Here is a 19,525-nt window from a genome sequence, read left to right as displayed (position 1 = left end):
GGTCTCACCTCTTCGCAATCTGTCGACCGGATCGTCGGCCCGCGGGCCGACGACGGGGATCGGCGCGTGATCAGTACACGCGAGCCTTGGGCTCGATGTAGGCGATGTCGTCGGTCATGGTGAAGGTGTGCACCGGCCGGTCGTCGAGCGTGACCTTCTTGGTCGCGCCATCGGCCCAGGCCAGCGTGTGCTTCATCCAGTTGACGTCGTCGCGGTTGGGGAAGTCCTCGCGGGCGTGGGCACCGCGGCTCTCCTTGCGGGCTTCCGCGGAGTTCATGGTGACGACCGCCTGCTCGATGAGGTTCTCGAACTCGAGCGTCTCGACGAGATCGGAGTTCCACACCAGCGACCGGTCGGTGACCTTGACGTCCGGCAGGCCTTCCCAGACCTTCTGGATCAGGCCGACGCCCTCCTCCAGCACCTCGCCGGTGCGGAACACCGCGCAGTTGTTCTGCATGGTGCGCTGCATGGCGTTGCGCAGTTCCGCCGTGGCGGTCGAGCCGGAGGCGTGGCGGTACTTGTCGAGGCGGGTGACCGCGAGCTCGCCGGCGTCGGCCGGAAGCTCCGGCTGACGGCCGTTGGCCACCACCGTCTCCTTGCAGCGCAGGCCGGCGGCGCGGCCGAACACCACGAGGTCGGTGAGCGAGTTGGAGCCGAGACGGTTGGCGCCGTGGACCGACACGCAGGCCGCTTCGCCGATCGCCATGAGGCCGGGGACGACGCTGTCCGGGTCGCCGTTCTTCTTGGTCAGGACCTCGCCGTGGAAGTTCGTCGGGATGCCGCCCATGTTGTAGTGGACGGTCGGCAGCACCGGGATCGGCTCCTTGGTGAGGTCGACGCCGGCGAAGATCTTCGCCGACTCGGTGATGCCGGGCAGACGCTCGGCCAGGATCGCCGGATCCAGGTGGTCGAGGTGCAGGTAGATGTGGTCGCCGCCCTTGCCGACGCCGCGGCCCTCACGGATCTCCATGGTCATGGAGCGCGAGACGACGTCACGCGAGGCGAGGTCCTTGGCGGAGGGCGCGTAGCGCTCCATGAAGCGCTCGCCGGCGGAGTTGGTGAGATAGCCACCCTCGCCGCGGGCGCCCTCGGTGATGAGGACGCCGGCGCCGTAGATGCCGGTCGGGTGGAACTGCACGAACTCCATGTCCTGCATCGGCAGGCCGGCGCGCAGCACCATGCCGCCGCCGTCACCGGTGCAGGTATGGGCCGAGGTGCAGGAGAAGTAGGCGCGGCCGTAGCCACCGGTGGCCAGAATGGTCTTCTGGGCGCGGAAGCGATGGAGCGTGCCGTCTTCCAGGCACAGCGCCACGACGCCGCGGCAGGCGCCGCTCGCATCCATGATCAGGTCGATGGCGAAATACTCGATGAAGAACTCCGCCGAGTGACGCAGCGACTGGCCGTAGAGCGTGTGCAGGATGGCGTGACCGGTGCGGTCGGCCGCGGCGCAGGTGCGCTGGGCGATGCCCTTGCCGTAGTTGGTGGTCATGCCGCCGAACGGACGCTGGTAGATCTTGCCCTCTTCCGTGCGGGAGAAGGGCACGCCCCAGTGCTCGAGCTCGTAGACGGCGTCCGGCGCGTTGCGCACCAGATACTCGATGGCGTCCTGGTCGCCCAGCCAGTCCGACCCCTTGACGGTGTCGTACATGTGGAAGCGCCAGCTGTCCTCGCCCATGTTGGCGAGCGCCGCCGAGATGCCGCCCTGGGCCGCCACGGTGTGCGAGCGGGTCGGGAAGACCTTGGTGACGCAGGCGGTCTTCAGGCCGGCCTCGGAGGCGCCGACGACGGCGCGCAGGCCGGCGCCGCCGGCGCCGACGACCACCACGTCGAAGGTGTGGTCGATGAATTCATAGGCCTTGCCGGACGCGCCGGTGACCCCTTTGGCGTTGTTTTCGGCCATGTCGATCACATCCCGAACGAGAGCTTGGCGACCGCCCAGATCGAAGCGAGGACGATCAGAGCCGAGAAGAACCAGTTGAGCACGATGGCCAGAACCGACCACGGCTGACCGTGGACATAGTCCTCGATGATCACCTGCATGCCGATGCGCATGTGCACGACGCCGGCGATGATCGCGGCGGCCACCAGCACGGCGCAGATCGGATTGGCCAGCGCCTCGCGCACGGTGGCGTGGGACGCCGCGCCGTTGCGCACGAGGAAGATGATCAGCACGACCGACAGCGGAACCAGGACGGCGGCGGTGAGCCGCTGGACCCAGTAGTCGTCGGTGCCGAATTTGGCGGAGCCGCGGCCACGGACGGAAGAGAGGGGGGTGCGCATGGTCGTCACCTCACTTGATGGCGTAGGCGACGATCCACAGCAGGACCGTCAGCGGCACGGAGAGGACGATGTTCAGCTTCGACAGCATCAAGCGCGGCTTCTCGTCGAAGCACCGGCCGAAGTCCCAGATCAGGAAGCGGATGCCGCCGATCAGGTGATGGACCAGAGCCCAGGTGTAGCCGAACAGGACCAGGCGGCCGATCCACGAACCGAGGATCCACTGCGCCGTGGCGAAGGCCTTCGGACCGACGGCGGCGGAGATCAGCCAGTAGGCCAGGAGGATGGTGCCGAAATAGAGCGCGGCGCCGGTGATGCGGTGAACGATGGACATGACCATCGTCCAGGAGGGCGCATAGATCTGGAGATGCGGCGAAAGGGGGCGCTCGACCCCGCCCGCGGCCTTGGCTTTGCTCGTCGACATCGTCTGTCTTCGATCCCTCGGGGGTTGAACCGGCCCGGCGGCGCGCGCATATCTGGCGGTCTCGCCGGCGAATGGTCGCATACGTCGAAGCCTTCTAACCCGTTTTGCGGCGGTGCGTCAAAACGTCCAAAGGGATGATCCACCATGCAGTCACGCATGGCTCGTCGATCATGCCCTATGGCAGCAAGATCTTCGAATCAGGGTAGAATTTTCACCGCGGAATGATCGCCCAGTAGTCGAGATCGAGGATGACCGCGGGGTCGTAATCGCCGTTCTCGAGCTTGAGGGGCAGGTCGGTGCAGGGCTTGTCCTTGGTCGCCACGGTGCGGATGCGAAGCGCGCCGACGTCGTCGCGGCCGGGCAGTTCGGCGGTGTCGAGCACTTCCGACCAGGCGAAGACGGTCAGCCCGGCGAAGAGCGGCGCGACGTGACGGCCGCCGTTGATGGCGGCGACGTGGAAGGCGTTGCCGAGGCCGTTGAAGGACAGGGCGCGGGCGAGCGAGATGACGTGGCCGCCGTAGATCAGGCGCCGGCCGAAGCGGCCCTGGCCCTCGGTCCACTGGTTGAAGTGGACCTTGGCGGTGTTCTGGTAGAGGCGGGTGGCGAGCATGTGCTCGGCCTCTTCCACCGTCATGCCGTCGACGTGGTCGATGCGTTCACCGGCGCGGTAGTCGGCGAAGCGATGGACCGAGCCGGCGAGTTCGCCGTCGTAGGCCGCGGCGTCGATCACCGGGACGGCGGAGCCGATCTGCTCGGGGGTGAGGGCCGCCGGTAGTTCCGGCACCTTCTGGTCGGGAACGACGGCCTTCTCGTCGGCCTTGCGCACCATGACCCAGCGCACGTAGTCGAGCACTTCCTGGCCGTGCTGATTGTAGCCGGTGGAGCGGACGTAGACGACGCCGGTCTTGCCGTTGGAGTTCTCCTTGAGGCCGATCACCTCGGAGACGGTGGAGAGCGTGTCGCCGGGATAGACCGGGGCGAGGAAGCGGCAACCGGCGTAACCGAGATTGGCGACGGCGTTGAGCGACACGTCCGGCACGGTCTTGCCGAAGACGACGTGGAAGACGAGGAGATCGTCGACCGGGGCGCGCGGATAGCCGATGGCGCGGGCGAAGGCGTCGGAGGACTGGACGGCGAAGCGGGGGCCGTAGAGCGCGGTGTAGAGGGCGACGTCGCCCTCGGTGACGGTGCGCGGGGTGGCGTGGCGGATCACCTGACCGATACGGAAATCCTCGAAGAAATTGCCGGAATTGGTCTTGGTCATCGCCGTTCTCTCCGGATGGCACGCACAGCTGGCCCACGTGATGCCGGAAGCTCACGGGCGCGTAAAGCCCCCCGGCCTCCGACCTTCGCTGCATCGCACCACATTAGCACAAGGGATCCGGCAGATCGCTTCGCGATGCCGGATCCGTCTCGCTGAAATCACCCTTGTGGGAATGGGGTGATTTCAGCGAACGGAATAGGGGGTCCGATTTCGGACCCCGTATCACGACGCCGTCGCGTGGCGGGGTGTCGCATTCCTCACGCCGTGATGGCGATCGGCAGGCCGCGGGCGTCGCGGGGCGGGGCCGCGGGGAAGGACACCGCCTCGCCGCGCAGCACGCGGGTCGCGACCAGGGCGAGCACGCAGGCGTCGATCAGATCGTCGGGGCCGGCGCCGCGCGGTGGGCGGGGGCGGTGAGGGGGCGCGGGATGCCGAAGCGGGCGAGGAGGTCGCGGCGCTCATCGAGCCCGGGCGGGTTCGGCCGGTTCTTCACCTTCTTCGGCAGCGTCATGGGATGGCCGTCGTTCAGCACCGTGAAGGCGACCTCGGGGTGGCTCTCGACGACGACGGCTCCGAGATCGGGGATGAGCAGGCGATCGAGTTCGCGAATCTTGGGGAAGAGGTGGAAGCCCTGCTTCGACACCTTCTTCGGCGGATCGGAGGTCCGAAGCGCGGCGGCGCAGGCCGCGGCGTAAGCCGCGGGTTCGTCGAGCCCCTCGCCGGCGTAGACCGCCTCGCGTGAGGGAATCGAGAAGACCGAGGACTGGCGCTCGCCGAGCATCGGCCGGACGAGCCGTTCGGGACCGCGTCCGCCGGGGCCGATGCGGTCGGGCAGGCCGATCGGCATGTCGACGGCGACGACGGCGACGTCCTCGGCGAGGAGATCGGCGAAGCGGGGGAAGAGGCGGATCTCGGGCGGGATCGCGCCTGCCGGATCGACGAGGCAGGCGAGCCAGCCGGCGGGGCAGCCGTCGACACCGGCGAGGAGGACGGGCGGGCGCATGGCGGCGTCAATCGAAGGCGGCGGGGCGGGCCACCGGGCGTGGGCCGGGGCGGGCCTCGCCGATGCGGCGCACCGAAATCTGGGCCATCGGGTGGAGGAGCACGTCCTGTTCGGCGGCGAGGGCGAGTTCGTCGGCCTGGGCGCGGGCGGAGCGGGCGACGACTTCGAACACCGAAGTCACGGCTCTGGTCACCGCAGCGTCGAGCGGTGCGCCGAGGGCGAGGCGGCCGGCGATCAGGGCGGTGAGGAGGTCGCCGGTGCCGTGGGCGGCGTTGTCGATCTTCGGGTGTTCGATCTGGGTGGCGGCGTCGGCGGTCACCAGCAGCGTGGCGATCGATCGGGTCATCAGCGCCGGGGCGGAGGTGACGACGACGGTCGGGGCCGGCAGGGCGCGGGCCGCGACGATGGTCTCGGCGGTGGAGCCGACCGGCAGCCCCGAGAGCCAGCCGGTTTCGAAGAGGTTGGGGGTGGCGAGGTCGGCGAGCGGCAGCAGGCGATCGCGCAGGTGTTCGGCGACGGGCTTGGCGACGTAGAGCGCATGGCCGTCGCCGATCACCGGGTCGACGACCAGGGCGAGGCCCGGCGTCGCGAGGCGCAGGCGTTCGACCAGACGGGCGGCGGCTTCGACCTGGGCCGCGTCGGCAAAATAGCCGGTGACGACGGTGCCGATCTCGGCCGCCGCCGGGCTCTCGGCGATCTCGGCGAGCGCCGCGGCGAAGTCGTCGACGTCCGGGACGAGACGTGTGGAGCGGCCATGGCCGGGGTGCCAGGGCATCCACACGGTGGGGACGAGCCAGGTCGTCAGGCCGAGGCGCTCCAGCGCGAAGACGGCGGCGCGCGCCCCGATGGCGCCGCGGGCGACCTGGGAGGAGACGACGAGGACGGCGGAGGATGGGGGGCGTTCCTGCAAGAGTCGGGTTCCGTCGCCGCTGCCGGCCGAGCCGGCGTGTCGTCGCGAGGTTCGTCGAGCCGGGCGGACTCTGCAAGGGGACTCATGTGAAAGGATGCTCGGAGCACGCCGCGGCTGGGCTGCGGCGGTTCGGTTGCCTGCTCCTTTTTCGAGATGACTGCGCGGTTCGAAGTCGCTCGGCATCCACCTTCGTGCGCGATCCTTCGAGACGGGTCCTCGGCCCTCCTCAGGATGAGGTGCTCGAGATTTCCTCGATAATCCAAGAGCCTCATGCTGAGGAGGCGTCCGATGGGCGCCGTCTCGAAGCATCTCGCACAGGGCTGATTCGGTGGGAACAGCGCCAAGCTCCCCACGCGAGGATGGAAGATGCGCTGGTCGCCGATCCGCGCAAACCATCGGGCGCCTACGTCGAAACGATCGGTCGCGCCCTCAGATCACGTTCAACTCCACCACCTTGCGGCCGGCGGCGAGGCGGTCGTAACCGAAGACCGAGAGGTCGAGCGAGCGGAATTGCCCGTGGGCGATCAGTTCGGCCACCGCGCGGCCCGAGGCCGGGCCCTGCTGGATGCCGTGGCCGGAGAAGCCGTTGCAGAAGATGAAGTTCTCGACCTCCGGGTGGCGGCCGACGACGGCGTTGTGGTCGAAGGTGTTGAAGTCGTAGTGGCCGGCCCAGGCGCGGATCAGCTTCAGGCTCTCGAAGGCGGGGATGCGGGTGGCGAGCGCCGGCCAGATCACCTCCTCGTAGAGCGAATAATCGACGTCGAAGTCGTCGTCGGCGGCGCGGGCGTCGTCCTCCTCGGCCGGCGAGACGCCGCAGATGTGGTACTGGCCCTCCGGCCGCACGTAGACGCCGGAGGCCACGACGGTGCCGTCGATCAGCATCGGCAGGCCGGGGACGGCTTCGCGGCAGTGGACGACGTAGACGAAGCGTTTGCGCGGCTCGACCGGCAGGGTGATGCCGGCGAGGGCGGCGACGTCGCCGGCGGCCGGGCCGGCGGCGTTGACGAAGGTGGAGCAGGTGATCCGGCGCCCATCGGAGAGGGTGACGCCGGTGATGCGGTCGCCTTCGCGGGCGATGCCGGTCACCGCGGCGTGGACGTAGGTCGCGCCCTGGCGGCGGGCCGCCTTGCGGATCAGGTCGAGCCACATGTAGGCGTCGAACCAACCTTCACCGGTGCGGCCGTAGGCGGCCAGCGCGATGCCGTCGAGCGACATCCACGGGTGGCGGCGGGCGAGTTCGTCCGGGTCGAGGAGTTCGATGTCGGCGCCCTCGGCCGTCTGGATGACGTGGTTGGCGCGCAGCACCGGCACGCCGGCTTCGCTCGCCAGCGTCAGGTAGCCCTTCTCGTGGAAGCCGATGTCGGCGTCGGCGCCGAATTCCGCCTTCAGGTTTCGGATCATGTCGATGCCGAAGCGCGAGAGGCGGATGTTCTCCGGCGTCGAGAACTGCTGGCGGATCGAGGCGGCCGACAGCGTCGTCGCCGAACGGGCGTAGGTCGGATCCTTCTCGACCACCAGGATGCGGGCGTTCGGCCCCAGCTCGCGGGTGAGGAAATAGGCGGTCGACGATCCCATGATCGCGCCACCGGCGATCACCACGTCCCAGTGCTCGGTCACGTCCGACCTCCTCGCTCGATCCGCCTCGTTCCGATCGATTAGCGCGAGTTCGATCGTTCAGGCATGCGGCGGCTGCGCATCTCCCTTCCGCGGCGCGAGCCGGGTGGGCGGTTCGCGGAACCCGGCCGAGCCGCCGGCGACCAGCCAGTAGCCGAAACCGGCGACGAATCCGGCGGCGGCGAGGACTTTGAAGACGGCGCCGGGCACGGTGCGCAGCACCGTGTCGACCGTGGTGCGGCCGCAGTCGATGTCCACCGTGGCGATACAGGTCGTCACCTCGACCGGGGCGAGTGCGACGACGCCGAGAAGCGCGATGGCGGCGAAGACGAAGAGGTGGGCGAGGAGCGAGCGCAGGCCGACGATCTCGGCATAGATCGCGAAGATGAACCAGCCGAGCCAGACGGCCTTCGCCGCGGCGGTGAAGACCAGCGCCAACGAGACGACGCCGTGCGGATCGACGTCGGCGAGCGGCAGGTCGGTGGCGACCAACATACGGCCCATCGAGGCGCCGATCACCGTGGCGATGGAGCCGGCGATGGCGACGAGCCAGCCGAAGGAGGCGACGACGAGGCGCCAGAGGAGGCGGGAGAGCGGCGGCATGCGTCGTCTCCGTCGAGGTCAGAACCGCGGTTCGTCGCGGCGGAAGGTGTCGAGGCGGAGCGGCGCCGGCGGCGCGGCGCGCACCGCGACGGTCCAGTAGACCCAGCCGGCGACCGCGCCGGCGAGGGCGTCGAGGCCGTAGAGCGCGACGCCGGGCGACCGGCCGGAGGCGTCGAAGAGGCCGATCAGCAGTTGGGCGAGCGGGCCGATCACCGCGCCGGCGACGACATAGATCCACAGGGAACGCGCCCGGCTGCCTTCGGCGAAGACCAGGAAGGCGGTGACGAAGGGGGCGGCGGCGAGGAAAGCGACGAAGCCGGAGAGGAGCGGCACCACCACCAGGGCGCCGACACCGTTGGTCTCGATCATGGCGGCGAAGCCGCGCACCGCCGTCTCCTGGGCGACGAGCCCGAAGGTGCGGGCGATGGCGCCGGCGACGGCGGCCAGGGCGTAGGCCGCGACGATGCGTCCGAGACGGCCACCGGCGACGGTGGCGCGGTCGCGATCGAGAACGCTCTCACGGGAGGACATGGCGGCACCGCCTTCGACGTCGGGGAGCCGTCGCGGGACGACGGCGAATCACTTCGCCGATCTTGACGCAAGGGCCGGGCGACTGTCGAGAGTCCGCGGAATCCTGCGCCGATTCACCGATCTCACTCGTCGTCGTCGCGTCCGCCGATCATCGCTTCTAGGGCGAGGCGCTCGCGCACCCGCAGCTTCTCCGAGGCCGACTTCAACTGGCCACAGGCGGCGAGGATGTCGCGACCGCGCGGCGTGCGGATCGGGCTCGCGTAACCGGCGCGATTGACGATCTCGGCGAAGCTCTCGATCGTCTCCCAGTCGGAGCAGGCGTATTTCGAGCCCGGCCAGGGATTGAACGGGATGAGGTTGATCTTGGCCGGGATGCCGCGCAGCAGGCGCACCAGTTCGCGGGCGTCGGCGGCCGAGTCGTTCACCCCCTTCAGCATGACGTATTCGAAGGTGATGCGGCGGGCGTTGGAGAGGCCCGGATAGGCGCGGCAGGCGTCGAGCAGTTCGGCGATCGGATACTTCTTGTTGATCGGCACCAGTTCGTCGCGCAGCTCGTCGCGGATGGCGTGGAGCGAAATCGCCAGCATGACGCCGGTCTCGGCGCCGATCTTCGGGATCGCCGGTACGACGCCGGAGGTCGACAGGGTGATGCGGCGCTTCGACAGCGACAGGCCTTCACCGTCGGCGAAGATCAACATGGCGTCGCGCACCGCGTCGTAGTTCATCAGTGGCTCGCCCATGCCCATCATGACGATGTTGGTGACGAGACGACCTTCCGCCGGGAGGATTCCCTCGGCCTTCTCCGACGCCGGGAAATCGCCGAGGCGTTCGCGGGCGACGACGACCTGGGCGACGATCTCTTCCGCCGTCAGGTTGCGCACCATCACCTGGGTGCCGGTGTGGCAGAAGGAACAGGTGAGCGAGCAACCGACCTGGGAGGAGACGCAGAGCGTGCCGCGGCCCTCTTCGGGAATGTAGACGGTCTCGACCTCGACCGCTCGGCCCGCGCCGCGGGCGGGGAAGCGGAACAGCCACTTGCGGGTGCCGTCGACCGAGATCTGCTCGGTCACCAGTTCCGGTCGGCCGACCACGAAATGTTCGGCGAGTTCGGCGCGCAGGCCCTTGGCGATGTTGGTCATCGCCGAGAAGTCGGAGACGCCGCGCCAGTAGATCCAGTGCCAGAGCTGAGCGACCCGCATGCGGATCTGCTTCTCCTCGATGCCGATCTCGCGCAGCGCGTCGGCGAGCTTGTCGCGCGTCAGGCCGAGGAGCGAGGGCTTGTCGTCGCGGGTGGCGACGGCAACCTGCGCGGTCTTGACGATCGAGGCGAGCGGGTCGGCCGGAGCGGCATCGGCGCGGGCGGGCGAAGTCATGGGCAGCGTCCTTCGGGAACGGCGGCGATCCGCGTCCATCGATGCGGGGGATCGGCCAACACGAAACGGCGGACGGGTCGCCCCGTCCGCCTCGCGAGATCTCGACGTTCATATAATGCGGACCGCGCCGTGTTGGAAGACGGCAGGCTCGGCGGACCCGACGCGATCAGAGGGATCCGATCGCAGCGCCGATCACTTGCATTCCTTGGCGGCGCCGTCGATGGCGGCGGAGACGCCGGAGAGCGAGAAGACGTAGGAGGTCGGGTTGCCGCGCGCCGAGGCGCCGGCGGCCGACATCTTCTTGCCCTTCTTCAGCGCCTCGAGGAAGGCGGCGTATTCGGAGGACTTCTCGAACCAGGCGCCGTCGCCGCGGGTGAAGAAGTCGTACTTCTTGCCGTCGATGTCGACGGTGACCTTGGAGTTTTCCTTCAACGGGTATCCGAACTGGAGGCTCGGCTCGTTGCGCACCTTCTCCGCCGGACGGGTGGAGACGAAGAAGAAGACGTCGCCGTGCTTGAGGCTGGCCGGCTCCATCTTGGTCGGCTTGGTCATGGCGAAGCAGACCTTGCCCTTGTCCGACTTGGCGGTGACGACCTTCCAGTCCTTCGACTCCATGACCAGCATCGGCGAACCGGCCGGCGCCTGAGCCGCGGCCGGGGCGGCGGGTGCCGGCTTGGTCGACTTCTTCTCGGCGAGGGCGGGACCGGAGACGACGGCCAACGCGGCGGCGACCGTCCAGGAGAGAGGAGAGATCCTCATTTGCTTTCATCGCCTCATGGGGCCGACGCGTCGACGATCGTCGCGGCGCGGGCGGCCGGGGAACCTCGTATCAGAAACCACGCGGATGGTTACCAAGTGGTTGCCGCGACCGTGGCGCCATCCTCTCCGCCTGCCGTGGCGGTTCGATCGACACGGTCGCGCGGGCGGCGGGCCGCCAGCGTCGGGACGTTGGCGAGCGAAGGCGGCGAAAGTCGGGTGACGACGCCCCGTCGCGGCGATTTCCTCGGCGATGCGCCGACGTTCCCGTCGCTCGGCTGAAAGTCGGCTGGACGGGGGCGGCGGAGCGTGGTTCAGGTCGCGGTGGAGACCAACGGAGAGGTGCGAGATGAAGGCGGTTCTCAGTCGCGTGGTGGGCGGGCCGGAGAGCCTGACGGTCGAGGACGTCGCCGAACCGGTCGCCGGCCCCGGCGAGGTGGTGGTGGCGATGCGCGCCTGCGCCCTCAATTTCTTCGACACGCTGATCATCGCCGACCGCTACCAGTTCAAGCCCGAACGGCCGTTCTCGCCGGGCGGCGAGATCGCCGGCGTGGTGGAGAGCCTCGGTGCCGGCGTTTCCGGCGTCGCCGTCGGCGATCGGGTGATCGCCTATCTCAAATGGGGCGGGGCGCGCGAGAAGGTCGCGGTGGCGGCGTCCGAACTGATCGCGATGCCGGAGGGGCTCGACTTCGTCACCGCGGCGACGCTGACGGTGACCTACGGCACGGCGATCCACGGGCTCGCCGATCGCGGCGAGGTGAAGCCGGGCGAGACGGTGGCGGTGCTCGGCGCCTCGGGTGGCGCGGGGCAGGCGGCGGTGGAGATCGCCAAGATGCTCGGGGCGCGGGTGATCGCCTGTGCGAACGGCGCCGAAAAGCTCGCCTTCTGCCGCGAGATCGGCGCCGACGAGGTGATCGACTACGAGCGCGAGGATCTCAAGGCGCGGCTCAAGGAGCTGACCGGCGGGCGTGGTGTCGATGTCGTCTACGACACGGTCGGCGATCGCTTCGCCGATCCGGCGGTCAGGGCCACCGCATGGCGCGGGCGCTATCTGGTGGTCGGCTTCGCCGCCGGCGAGATCCCGAAGATCCCGCTCAATCTGCTGCTGCTCAAGGGCTGCGACCTGCGCGGCGTGTTCTGGGGCGACCATCTGGTGCGCGAGCCCGAGGCGTTCCGCGACGAGATGCGGCGGATCATGGCGGCGGCGGTCGAGGGGCGGCTGAAGCCGCACGTCCAGGCGACCTATCCGCTGGCCGAGACACCGGCCGCGATCGGCGAGATCGCGGCGCGACGGGTCAAGGGCAAGATCGTGGTGGTGGCGGGGTGAGCCTCAGTGCTCGGCCATCGCCTTGCGTGCCGCCTTGCGATGATCGTCGGTGATGTGGGCGCGGACCATGCCGATGGCGGTCATCAGGATCGCGGCGTCGTCGCCGAAGCCGATCAACGGCAGGAGATCGGGGACGAAGTCGATCGGGGCGACGAAATAGGCGAGCGCGGCGAGGAGCGTCATGCGCACCTTGGTCGGCGTCGCCGGATCGAGAGCGCAGTACCAGGCCGCCACCACCTCCTCCATGAAGGGGATGGAGCGGGCGGCGCGCTTCACCGTCGCCCACAGGCGCTCGCGGATCCGCGCCTCGCGGGTCTCCTCCGGGCCGAGGATCTCCGGATCGAGATGGATGCGGCGATCGTTCGAAGCGGTCATGCGAACCTCCTCCGGCGCGGCGAAAACCGGCACACGACGCGACAGATCGTGGGTCGGGCGGCGAATTTCAAGATCGCGGCGTGACCGTCGGCGTCACGGAAATCCGGCCCCATCAGGGAAAATCCGCATGTGGCCCTTTCGAAGCCGGGGCTGCGGGGTTAGGCTCCGGCCATGAGACTGGGTGAGATCGGGGTCAGGCGCGCCCTGAGCGCCGATGCTTCGCGGATCGCGGCCGTGCACGACGCGGCGTGGGCCGGGGCTTACCGCGGCATCATCCCGGGGCGCGATCTCGAGCGGATGATCACCCGACGGGGCCCGGCATGGTGGAAGCGGGCGCTCGACCGGCACACGGCGGTGCTGGTGCTCGAGGTCGGCGGCGAGATCCGCGGCTATGCCACCGTCGGTCCCAATCGCATGCGGATGCTGCCCTACGCCGGCGAGATCTACGAGATCTACCTCATGCCGGAGGCGCAGGGGCTCGGCTTCGGGCGACTGCTGTTCGAGGCGGCGCGCCAGGAGTTGCGTCGCTACGGGCTCGCCGCCTTCACGGTGCGGGTGCTCGCCGAGAACGAGGGCGCGAGGCGGTTCTACGAGCGGCTCGGCGGCGCCGTCGCGGCCGAGACCGGCGAGCGGATCGGCGAGGCGACGCTGCCGATCGCCGTCTACGGCTTCGCGGCATCGTGAGGCGGACCCCGCCACCGGCGGCAGCTCGTCGTCCGAAGGACTGCATTTCACAGGATGCCGCGATCGGTTAGAAGGACCGGGATCCGCGCCGTTCGCTGCGGCGCGTCCCCGTTCCGACCCGGGTGCTCGAGGGGCTCCCCGGCGAAGACCGCGACCTCACTCGGGCCGAAAGGTTCGGAGAAGGGGCGCGACGAACAGCTTCAGGAGTGATCCCATGCGCATCGACGCCATCTCCATCGGCAAGAACCCGCCGGAAGACATCAACGTCATCATCGAGGTGCCGATCGGCGGCGAGCCGATCAAGTACGAGCTCGACAAGGCCTCGGGCACGCTGGTGGTCGACCGCTTCCTCTACACCTCGATGCGCTATCCCGGTAACTACGGTTTCGTGCCGCACACGCTGTCCGACGACGGCGACCCGATCGACGTGGTGGTGATCAACACCCGCGCCATCGTGCCGGGCGCCATCATCAACTGCCGTCCGATCGGCGTCCTGCACATGCAGGACGAGGCCGGCCACGACGAGAAGATCGTCGCGGTGCCGAGCCACAAGCTGACCAAGCGCTACGACAGCGTGACGAACTATTCCGACCTGCCGCAGATCACCATCGACCAGATCCAGCACTTCTTCGAGCACTACAAGGATCTGGAGCCCGGCAAGTGGGTGAAGGTGGTGAACTGGGGTGACGCCGCCGACGCCAAGCAGTTCATCGTCGATGCGATCGCGCGGTACGAGGCCGACAAGGCGAAGGGCTGATACCATCGGTCATTGCAAATGACCGATGGTATTCTTGACGCGAATTTCTCATGCCTCTGACGCAAATGAGAAATTCGCGTGTGTTCATAGGCCGGGTGCGTCAGCACCTTCGGCCTTTGGTATGATCGGCCCTGCGCCGACGCCGGGCGACCGGCGCTCGGGCGAATCCATCGAGAGGGAGCGCGGCTCGACGAGCCGCGCTCTTTTTTGTGCCGATGAGCTCGTGCGTGCCGTGCGGAATGGTAAAATTTCTGCCGGGGCGCGGACCGTCGCGATCTTCGCTGCATCGCCGAATCCGCGCCGAAAGTCGCGTGATCGTGATCGAATTCACCGACGATCGGGTCGTTTCGCCCGAAAATCGCCGATTCGAAGACCCGATTCCATCGCTGCGACGCGCATTGCCTTCCGATCGGGGTGGGATCATCGTGCGTGAAAATCCGGATTCTGCAGAACGATCCGCTCGATCGGGAGGACACCATGCGAGAAGGCGAGGCGCGACCGACGCTCGGAGAGGGACCGGCCGGTGAACCTGCCGCCGGGCACGCGGGTCCGGCCGGCAAGGGCGGCGGCGAGATGTTCGCGGACTTCGCCGGTCGGCTCTTCTCCCGGGTGCCGGGCGAGGACATCGCCGGTTACACCGCCGCCGATCTCGCCGGGCTCGCCGAGACGGCTTTCGTGGCCTTCGCCGAGCGGCCGGCCGGTCGACACCGGATCCGTGTCTTCGATCGCGACTTCGGTGACGGCGAGACGGCACGCTCGCTCACGGTCGTCGAAGTCGACAACGACGACATGCCGTTCCTGTTCGTCTCGGTGCTCGGTCAGTTGACCGACCTGGGGCTGGAGATCCGGTTGACGACCCATCCGATCCTGGTCGTCGAGCGCGATGCGACGGGGCTGGCGACGGCGATCGTCGCCGCCGACACGCCGACGACGCGGCGGGAGAGTTTCATCCACATCCACGTCGGACGCATCGCCGATCCGCGCCTGCGGGAGGAGCTCGTCGCGGGCCTCGACGCGACTCTCGCCGACGTGCGCGCCGCGGTCGACGACTGGCGGCCGATGCTCAATCGGATCGAACGGCTGATCGTCGCCTACGATCGCGGTCCGACGCCGCTCGCCATCGCGGTGCGCGACGAGACCGTGGCCTTCCTCACCTGGCTCGGCCAGAACAACTTCACCTTCCTCGGGATGCGCGAATACCGTTTCGAGGAGACCGAGGGCGGCGCCTTCGTCGAGCCGCTCGCCGACACCGGGCTCGGGATCCTGCGCGATCCGGAAGTCAGGGTGCTGAAACGCGGGGCGGAGAGCCTCAACGCCGCCACCGCGATCGGCGCCTTCGCACGTTCCGCCGACGCGTTGATGATCTCCAAGTCGAACGTCCGCTCGCGCGTCCATCGCCGTGTCCACCTCGACTACATCGGCGTGAAACTGTGGGGGCCGGACGGACGGATGAGCGGCGAGATCCGCATCCTCGGTCTCTTCACCGCCACCGCCTACACCCGCTCGGCGCGCAACATCCCGGTGGTGCGACGCAAGCTCGACGCGGTGGTCGAGCGCGCCGGTTTCCGCCCCGACGGTCATTCGGCCAAGGCGCTCGCCGCGGTGCTCGAGACCTTCCCGCGCGACGAGCTGTTCCAGATCGACGCCGATACGCTGCACGACTTCGCTCTCGCCATACTGGCGCTCGGCGAACATCCGCGCATCCGCGTGCTGGCGCGACGCGATCCCTTCGATCGCTTCGTCTCGGTCATCGTCTACGTGCCGCGCGATCGCTACACCACGGATCTGCGCGCCCGTATCGGCGACATGTTGGAAGCGCGCTTCGACGGCAAGGTGGTGTCGTTCATGCCGACCTTCCCGGAAGGCGTGCTCACCCGCATCCATTACATCGTCGGGCGCTATCGCGGGGTGACGCCGGAGATCCCGCAGCCGGAGCTCGAGGCCGAGGTGGCGCGTCTGGTGCGCACCTGGGCGGACGATTTCGCCGAAGCGGCGGCCGAGCGCCTGGGTGAGGTCGCGGCGAGCCGGCTGGTCGCCGGTTGGGGCGCGGCGTTCGATCCGGGCTATCGGGCGGAGGTGTCGCCGAGGGCGGCGGTCGGGGACGTCGTCGCGATGGCGAGCCTCGGGCCGGCGAAGGCACTCGCCGTCGACTTCTACCGACGACCGGAGATGGCGGCGGAACAACTGCGCCTCAAGCTCTTCCACGGCGGGTCGCCGATCGCGCTGTCGCAGCGTGTGCCGTTGCTCGAGAACCTCGGCCTGTCGGTCATCGACGAGAGCACCTGGCGGGTGAGGCCGGAGGACGGCCAGCAGATCTTCGTGCACGACATGGCCCTGCTGCACGGCGAGGGCCTGCCGATCGATCTCACCGCCGATCTCGACGCCCGGCTCGAGGAGATGCTGGTCGCCGCCTGGGGCGGTGGAGCGGAGAACGACGGCTACAACGCCCTGGTGCTCGCCGCCGGTCTCGGTCGGCGCGACGTGGCGGTGCTCCGGGCGATCGGCCACTACCTGCGCCAGATCCGTCTGGCCTACCCGCAGGACGTCGTGTGGGGGGCGCTGCGTCGGTATCCGGCGATCGCCGCCGATCTCGTCGCGCTGTTCCATGCGCGCTTCGATCCGGCGGCATCCGGCGATCGCGACGCGGCGGAGGACGAGATCGCCGCACGTATCGGCACCGCTCTCGGCGAGGTCGCCTCGCTCGACGACGACACGGTGTTGCGCCGTTTCGCCGAGGTGATCCGGGCGATGGTGCGGACCGATTTCTTCCGTCCGGAGGCGGACGGGCGGCCGCGCGACACGCTCGCCTTCAAACTCGCGCCGGAGAAGCTGGGGCGTCTGCCCGAGCCGCGGCCGCATCGCGAGATCTGGGTGTGCGGGCCGACGGTGGAGGGCGTGCATCTGCGCTTCGGGCCGGTGGCGCGCGGGGGACTCAGGTGGTCCGACCGAGCGCTCGATTTCCGCACCGAGGTGTTGGGTCTGGTCAAGGCGCAGCAGGTGAAGAACGCGGTGATCGTGCCGGTCGGTGCCAAGGGCGGCTTCTTCCCGAAACGGCTGACGCCGGGGATGAACCGCGACGCCTTCCTCGCCGAGGGCACGGCGGCCTACCGCACCTTCGTCGGCCGTCTCCTCGACCTCACCGACGATCTCCGCGACGGGGCGATCGTGGCGCCGCCGCGGGTGGTGCGCCACGACGGCGACGACCCCTATCTCGTGGTCGCCGCCGACAAGGGCACGGCGACCTTCTCCGACACGGCGAACGCCATCGCCCTCGACCACGGCTTCTGGCTCGGCGACGCCTTCGCCTCGGGCGGTTCGGCCGGCTACGACCACAAGAAGATGGGCATCACGGCGCGCGGCGCCTTCGAAGCGGTGAAGCGGCATTTCCGCGAGATGGACCGCGACATCCTCACCGAGCCCTTCACCGTCGTCGGCGTCGGCGACATGTCGGGCGACGTCTTCGGCAACGGCATGTTGCTGTCGCGGGCGATCCGCCTCGTCGCCGCCTTCGATCATCGCGACATCTTCCTCGATCCCGATCCCGATCCGGCGACGAGTTTCGAGGAGCGCGCTCGGCTCTTCGCCCTGCCGCGGTCGAGTTGGGCCGATTACGACAAGGCGAAGATCTCGGCCGGCGGCGGCGTCTTCTCTCGGGCGTCGAAGACCGTCCCGCTCTCGCCGGAGGTCCGCGCGTCACTCGGGCTCGACGTCGATCATGCGACCCCGGCGGAGGTGATGCGGGCGATCCTGAAGGCGCGGGCCGACCTCCTGTGGTTCGGCGGCATCGGCACCTACGTGCGGGCGGCGGGCGAGACCGACGCCGAGGTCGGCGACAAGGCCAACGATGCGATCCGCATCACCGGTGCCGAGATCGGCGCCAAGGTGGTGGGCGAGGGCGCCAATCTCGGCCTGACGCAGCGGGCGCGCATCGAATACGGCGGTGCCGGCGGTCGCTGCAATTCCGATGCGATCGACAACTCGGCCGGGGTCAACTGCTCCGACGTCGAGGTCAACATCAAGATCGCCCTGGCGACGGCAGTGGCGGACGGGCGGCTCTCGGGGCCGGATCGCGACACGCTGCTCGCAGCGATGACCGACGAAGTGGCGGCGCTGGTACTCGCCAACAACCATTCGCAGACCCTGTCGATCTCGCTCGCCGAACGACTCGGGGTGACCGACCTGCCGTTCCAGCGGCGGATGGTGGCCGGGCTCGAGCGCGCCGGCCGGCTCGACCGCAAGGTCGAGACCCTGCCGAACGACGCCGGTTTCGCGTCGCGCGAGGCGGCGGGGCGGCCGCTGACGCGAGCGGAGATCGGCGTGCTGCTCGCCTATGCGAAGCTGTCGGCCAAGGTCGATCTTCTGGCCTCGGACGCGCCGGACGATCCGTCCTTCGCCGCCGAACTCGCCGCCTATTTCCCCGAGCGCCTGCGCGCCGACTACGCCGACTGCATCGATGGACACCGGCTGAAGCGGGAGATCGTCGCCACCCGCCTCGCCAACATGGTGGTCGACCGCGGCGGACCGACCTTCTTCACCCGCGTCGCCGACCGGACGGGGGCGGGGGTGCCGGCGATCGTCCGCGCCTTCGCCGCGGCGCGCGGGGTCTTCGGCCTCGCCGAACTGGAGCAGGGGCTCGACGGTCTCGACGGGCGCATCTCCGGCGCCTTGCAGCTCCAGCTCTATGGCCGGGTGCGGGATCTGGCGACGACCGGCACCGTCTGGTTCCTGCGCCACGTGTCGTTCCGCGACGGCGTCGGGGCGGTGATCGAACGCTTCGGCGCGGCGATCGCCTCGCTCGAGCCGGAGTTGGAGGCGCTGTTGCCGGTGGCGATCCTCGCCACGGTCGAAGCGGAGCGCGAGCGGTTGGTGACGGCCGGCGTGCCGGCCGATCTCGCCGACCGCCTCGCCCATCTCGACGTGGTGATCGAGATCCCCGACATCACTCTCACGGTCGAACGCACGGCGAAACCCGCGGCGGAGGTGGCGATCGCCCATTTCGCGGTCGCCGACCGGCTGTCGATCGATCGGCTGGAGGCGATGGTGCGCGGACTGCCGGTCGCCGACTACTACGACGGCCTCGCCCTCGACCGGGCGGCGCGGACGCTCGACGACGCCCATCGCGGCATCGTCGCCGAGGCGCTGGCCTGCGGTGGGGTGGAGGCCTGGGAGGCGCGCTACGGCGCGGAGATCGGCCGGGCGCTGGCGGTGGTCGACGAGACGCTGGGCGAGGCCGCGACGCCGAGCGTGTCGCGCTTCACCGTCGCCGCCTCCCTCCTCGCCGATCTGGCGGAGAAGGGGTGAGGAGCGGTCGGCGGCTCCGCCGCCGACGAAACGCTCCGGTGGAGCGTTTCGAGCGACGAACGCGCCGCGCGTTTCGCGCCGGGCCGGGCAGGGGTGCGGCTCACTCGGCGCGAGCGACGAACGCGCCGCGCGTTTCGCGCCGGGTCGGGCGGGTGGCGTCCCGCTCCACGCGAGCCGAGGAACGCCCCGAGCGGGGCGAGGGCCGGGTGTCGCACGGTTGGCGCCGCGTTCCACCGCCGCCCGCGACGGATCCGCATCCCTCGCTCGACCGCGCCACCCCATTTCGCCACGATCCGGTATATGAGTGAGGCGCCGTGCGTCGCGGC

Annotated in this window: 17 protein-coding genes; 4 read left to right on the top strand and 13 right to left on the bottom strand. The window is 69.3% G+C overall.

Annotated features, from left to right (window positions below):
* Positions 1-70: 70 nt before the first annotated feature.
* The 12 genes from sdhA to V7Q42_RS11865 form a co-directional block, all read right to left on the bottom strand.
* Positions 71-1,900: a succinate dehydrogenase flavoprotein subunit gene (gene sdhA, locus V7Q42_RS11915; RefSeq protein ID WP_333824294.1), complete on the bottom strand. Its 1,830-nt coding sequence runs from the start codon at positions 1,898-1,900 to the stop codon at positions 71-73.
* 5 nt (positions 1,901-1,905) lie between these two features.
* Complete coding sequence (sdhD, locus tag V7Q42_RS11910) at positions 1,906-2,280, bottom strand: succinate dehydrogenase, hydrophobic membrane anchor protein (protein ID WP_333824293.1); 375 nt, start codon at positions 2,278-2,280, stop codon at positions 1,906-1,908.
* 10 nt (positions 2,281-2,290) lie between these two features.
* Entirely contained in the window at positions 2,291-2,701 is a 411-nt protein-coding gene (gene sdhC, locus V7Q42_RS11905; RefSeq protein ID WP_333824292.1) for a succinate dehydrogenase, cytochrome b556 subunit, read from the bottom strand.
* Positions 2,702-2,912: 211 nt separating this feature from the next.
* Positions 2,913-3,965 (bottom strand): MaoC family dehydratase, encoded by a 1,053-nt coding sequence (locus V7Q42_RS11900; RefSeq protein WP_333824291.1) that lies wholly within the window; start codon positions 3,963-3,965, stop codon positions 2,913-2,915.
* 257 nt (positions 3,966-4,222) lie between these two features.
* Entirely contained in the window at positions 4,223-4,327 is a 105-nt protein-coding gene (locus V7Q42_RS21450; protein ID WP_442958191.1) for a hypothetical protein, read from the bottom strand.
* 11 nt (positions 4,328-4,338) lie between these two features.
* Positions 4,339-4,968, bottom strand: coding sequence for a DUF429 domain-containing protein (locus V7Q42_RS11895; protein ID WP_442958190.1), 630 nt, complete (start codon positions 4,966-4,968; stop codon positions 4,339-4,341).
* A gap of 7 nt (positions 4,969-4,975) precedes the next feature.
* Positions 4,976-5,878, bottom strand: coding sequence for a pyridoxal kinase (gene pdxY / locus V7Q42_RS11890; RefSeq protein ID WP_333824290.1), 903 nt, complete (start codon positions 5,876-5,878; stop codon positions 4,976-4,978).
* A gap of 429 nt (positions 5,879-6,307) precedes the next feature.
* Positions 6,308-7,495, bottom strand: a complete 1,188-nt coding sequence (locus V7Q42_RS11885; RefSeq protein ID WP_333824289.1) for an NAD(P)/FAD-dependent oxidoreductase — start codon at positions 7,493-7,495, stop codon at positions 6,308-6,310.
* 57 nt (positions 7,496-7,552) lie between these two features.
* The gene (locus tag V7Q42_RS11880; protein ID WP_333824288.1) at positions 7,553-8,095 is read right to left on the bottom strand and encodes a hypothetical protein; all 543 of its coding nucleotides are present in this window, start codon (positions 8,093-8,095) and stop codon (positions 7,553-7,555) included.
* An 18-nt stretch (positions 8,096-8,113) separates the two neighbouring features.
* The gene (locus V7Q42_RS11875; protein WP_333824287.1) at positions 8,114-8,626 is read right to left on the bottom strand and encodes a hypothetical protein; all 513 of its coding nucleotides are present in this window, start codon (positions 8,624-8,626) and stop codon (positions 8,114-8,116) included.
* 122 nt (positions 8,627-8,748) lie between these two features.
* Positions 8,749-9,999, bottom strand: a complete 1,251-nt coding sequence (rlmN, locus tag V7Q42_RS11870) for a 23S rRNA (adenine(2503)-C(2))-methyltransferase RlmN (RefSeq protein WP_333824286.1) — start codon at positions 9,997-9,999, stop codon at positions 8,749-8,751.
* Positions 10,000-10,191: 192 nt separating this feature from the next.
* A complete protein-coding gene (locus V7Q42_RS11865) occupies positions 10,192-10,758 on the bottom strand; it encodes an invasion associated locus B family protein (protein WP_333824285.1) in 567 nt (188 codons plus the stop codon).
* Between the two features lie 346 nt (positions 10,759-11,104).
* On the opposite strand from V7Q42_RS11865, the gene V7Q42_RS11860 reads away from it, so the two are divergent.
* A complete protein-coding gene (locus V7Q42_RS11860; protein ID WP_333824284.1) occupies positions 11,105-12,082 on the top strand; it encodes an NADPH:quinone oxidoreductase family protein in 978 nt (325 codons plus the stop codon).
* A 3-nt stretch (positions 12,083-12,085) separates the two neighbouring features.
* On the opposite strand, the gene V7Q42_RS11855 is transcribed toward V7Q42_RS11860, so the two are convergent.
* Positions 12,086-12,457 (bottom strand): YkvA family protein, encoded by a 372-nt coding sequence (locus V7Q42_RS11855; protein ID WP_333824283.1) that lies wholly within the window; start codon positions 12,455-12,457, stop codon positions 12,086-12,088.
* A 297-nt stretch (positions 12,458-12,754) separates the two neighbouring features.
* Between V7Q42_RS11855 and V7Q42_RS11850 the strand changes: the two genes are divergently transcribed.
* From V7Q42_RS11850 to V7Q42_RS11840, 3 genes are all read left to right on the top strand, one after another.
* Positions 12,755-13,141 carry a GNAT family N-acetyltransferase gene (locus V7Q42_RS11850; protein ID WP_333824282.1) on the top strand — a complete coding sequence of 129 codons (387 nt, stop codon included), beginning with the start codon at positions 12,755-12,757 and terminating at the stop codon, positions 13,139-13,141.
* Positions 13,142-13,355: 214 nt separating this feature from the next.
* Entirely contained in the window at positions 13,356-13,898 is a 543-nt protein-coding gene (gene ppa, locus V7Q42_RS11845; RefSeq protein WP_333824281.1) for an inorganic diphosphatase, read from the top strand.
* Positions 13,899-14,375: 477 nt separating this feature from the next.
* Positions 14,376-19,199 carry an NAD-glutamate dehydrogenase gene (locus tag V7Q42_RS11840; RefSeq protein ID WP_333824280.1) on the top strand — a complete coding sequence of 1,608 codons (4,824 nt, stop codon included), beginning with the start codon at positions 14,376-14,378 and terminating at the stop codon, positions 19,197-19,199.
* Positions 19,200-19,525 lie beyond the last annotated feature (326 nt).

The organism is Pinisolibacter sp. (assembly GCF_036782435.1).
In the GTDB taxonomy this organism is placed as follows: Bacteria; Pseudomonadota; Alphaproteobacteria; order Rhizobiales; family Ancalomicrobiaceae; genus CALBKH01.
The sequence above is the reverse complement of the archived record's forward strand: the minus strand, read 5'-3'. Positions and strand labels throughout refer to the sequence as shown.

Excerpts from the sequence above, each read along its gene's own strand:
- ppa (WP_333824281.1), top strand. The coding sequence starts at position 13,356 with ATGCGCATCGACGCCATCTCCATCGGCAAGAACCCGCCGGAAGACATC.
- V7Q42_RS11840 (WP_333824280.1), top strand. The coding sequence starts at position 14,376 with ATGCGAGAAGGCGAGGCGCGACCGACGCTCGGAGAGGGACCGGCCGGT.
- V7Q42_RS11850 (WP_333824282.1), top strand. The coding sequence starts at position 12,755 with ATGATCACCCGACGGGGCCCGGCATGGTGGAAGCGGGCGCTCGACCGG.
- V7Q42_RS11860 (WP_333824284.1), top strand. The coding sequence starts at position 11,105 with ATGAAGGCGGTTCTCAGTCGCGTGGTGGGCGGGCCGGAGAGCCTGACG.
- sdhA (WP_333824294.1), bottom strand. The coding sequence starts at position 1,900 with ATGGCCGAAAACAACGCCAAAGGGGTCACCGGCGCGTCCGGCAAGGCC.
- V7Q42_RS11865 (WP_333824285.1), bottom strand. The coding sequence starts at position 10,758 with ATGAGGATCTCTCCTCTCTCCTGGACGGTCGCCGCCGCGTTGGCCGTC.
- sdhD (WP_333824293.1), bottom strand. The coding sequence starts at position 2,280 with ATGCGCACCCCCCTCTCTTCCGTCCGTGGCCGCGGCTCCGCCAAATTC.
- V7Q42_RS11880 (WP_333824288.1), bottom strand. The coding sequence starts at position 8,095 with ATGCCGCCGCTCTCCCGCCTCCTCTGGCGCCTCGTCGTCGCCTCCTTC.
- V7Q42_RS11875 (WP_333824287.1), bottom strand. The coding sequence starts at position 8,626 with ATGTCCTCCCGTGAGAGCGTTCTCGATCGCGACCGCGCCACCGTCGCC.
- sdhC (WP_333824292.1), bottom strand. The coding sequence starts at position 2,701 with ATGTCGACGAGCAAAGCCAAGGCCGCGGGCGGGGTCGAGCGCCCCCTT.
- rlmN (WP_333824286.1), bottom strand. The coding sequence starts at position 9,999 with ATGACTTCGCCCGCCCGCGCCGATGCCGCTCCGGCCGACCCGCTCGCC.
- V7Q42_RS11900 (WP_333824291.1), bottom strand. The coding sequence starts at position 3,965 with ATGACCAAGACCAATTCCGGCAATTTCTTCGAGGATTTCCGTATCGGT.
- V7Q42_RS11855 (WP_333824283.1), bottom strand. The coding sequence starts at position 12,457 with ATGACCGCTTCGAACGATCGCCGCATCCATCTCGATCCGGAGATCCTC.
- V7Q42_RS11895 (WP_442958190.1), bottom strand. The coding sequence starts at position 4,968 with ATGCGCCCGCCCGTCCTCCTCGCCGGTGTCGACGGCTGCCCCGCCGGC.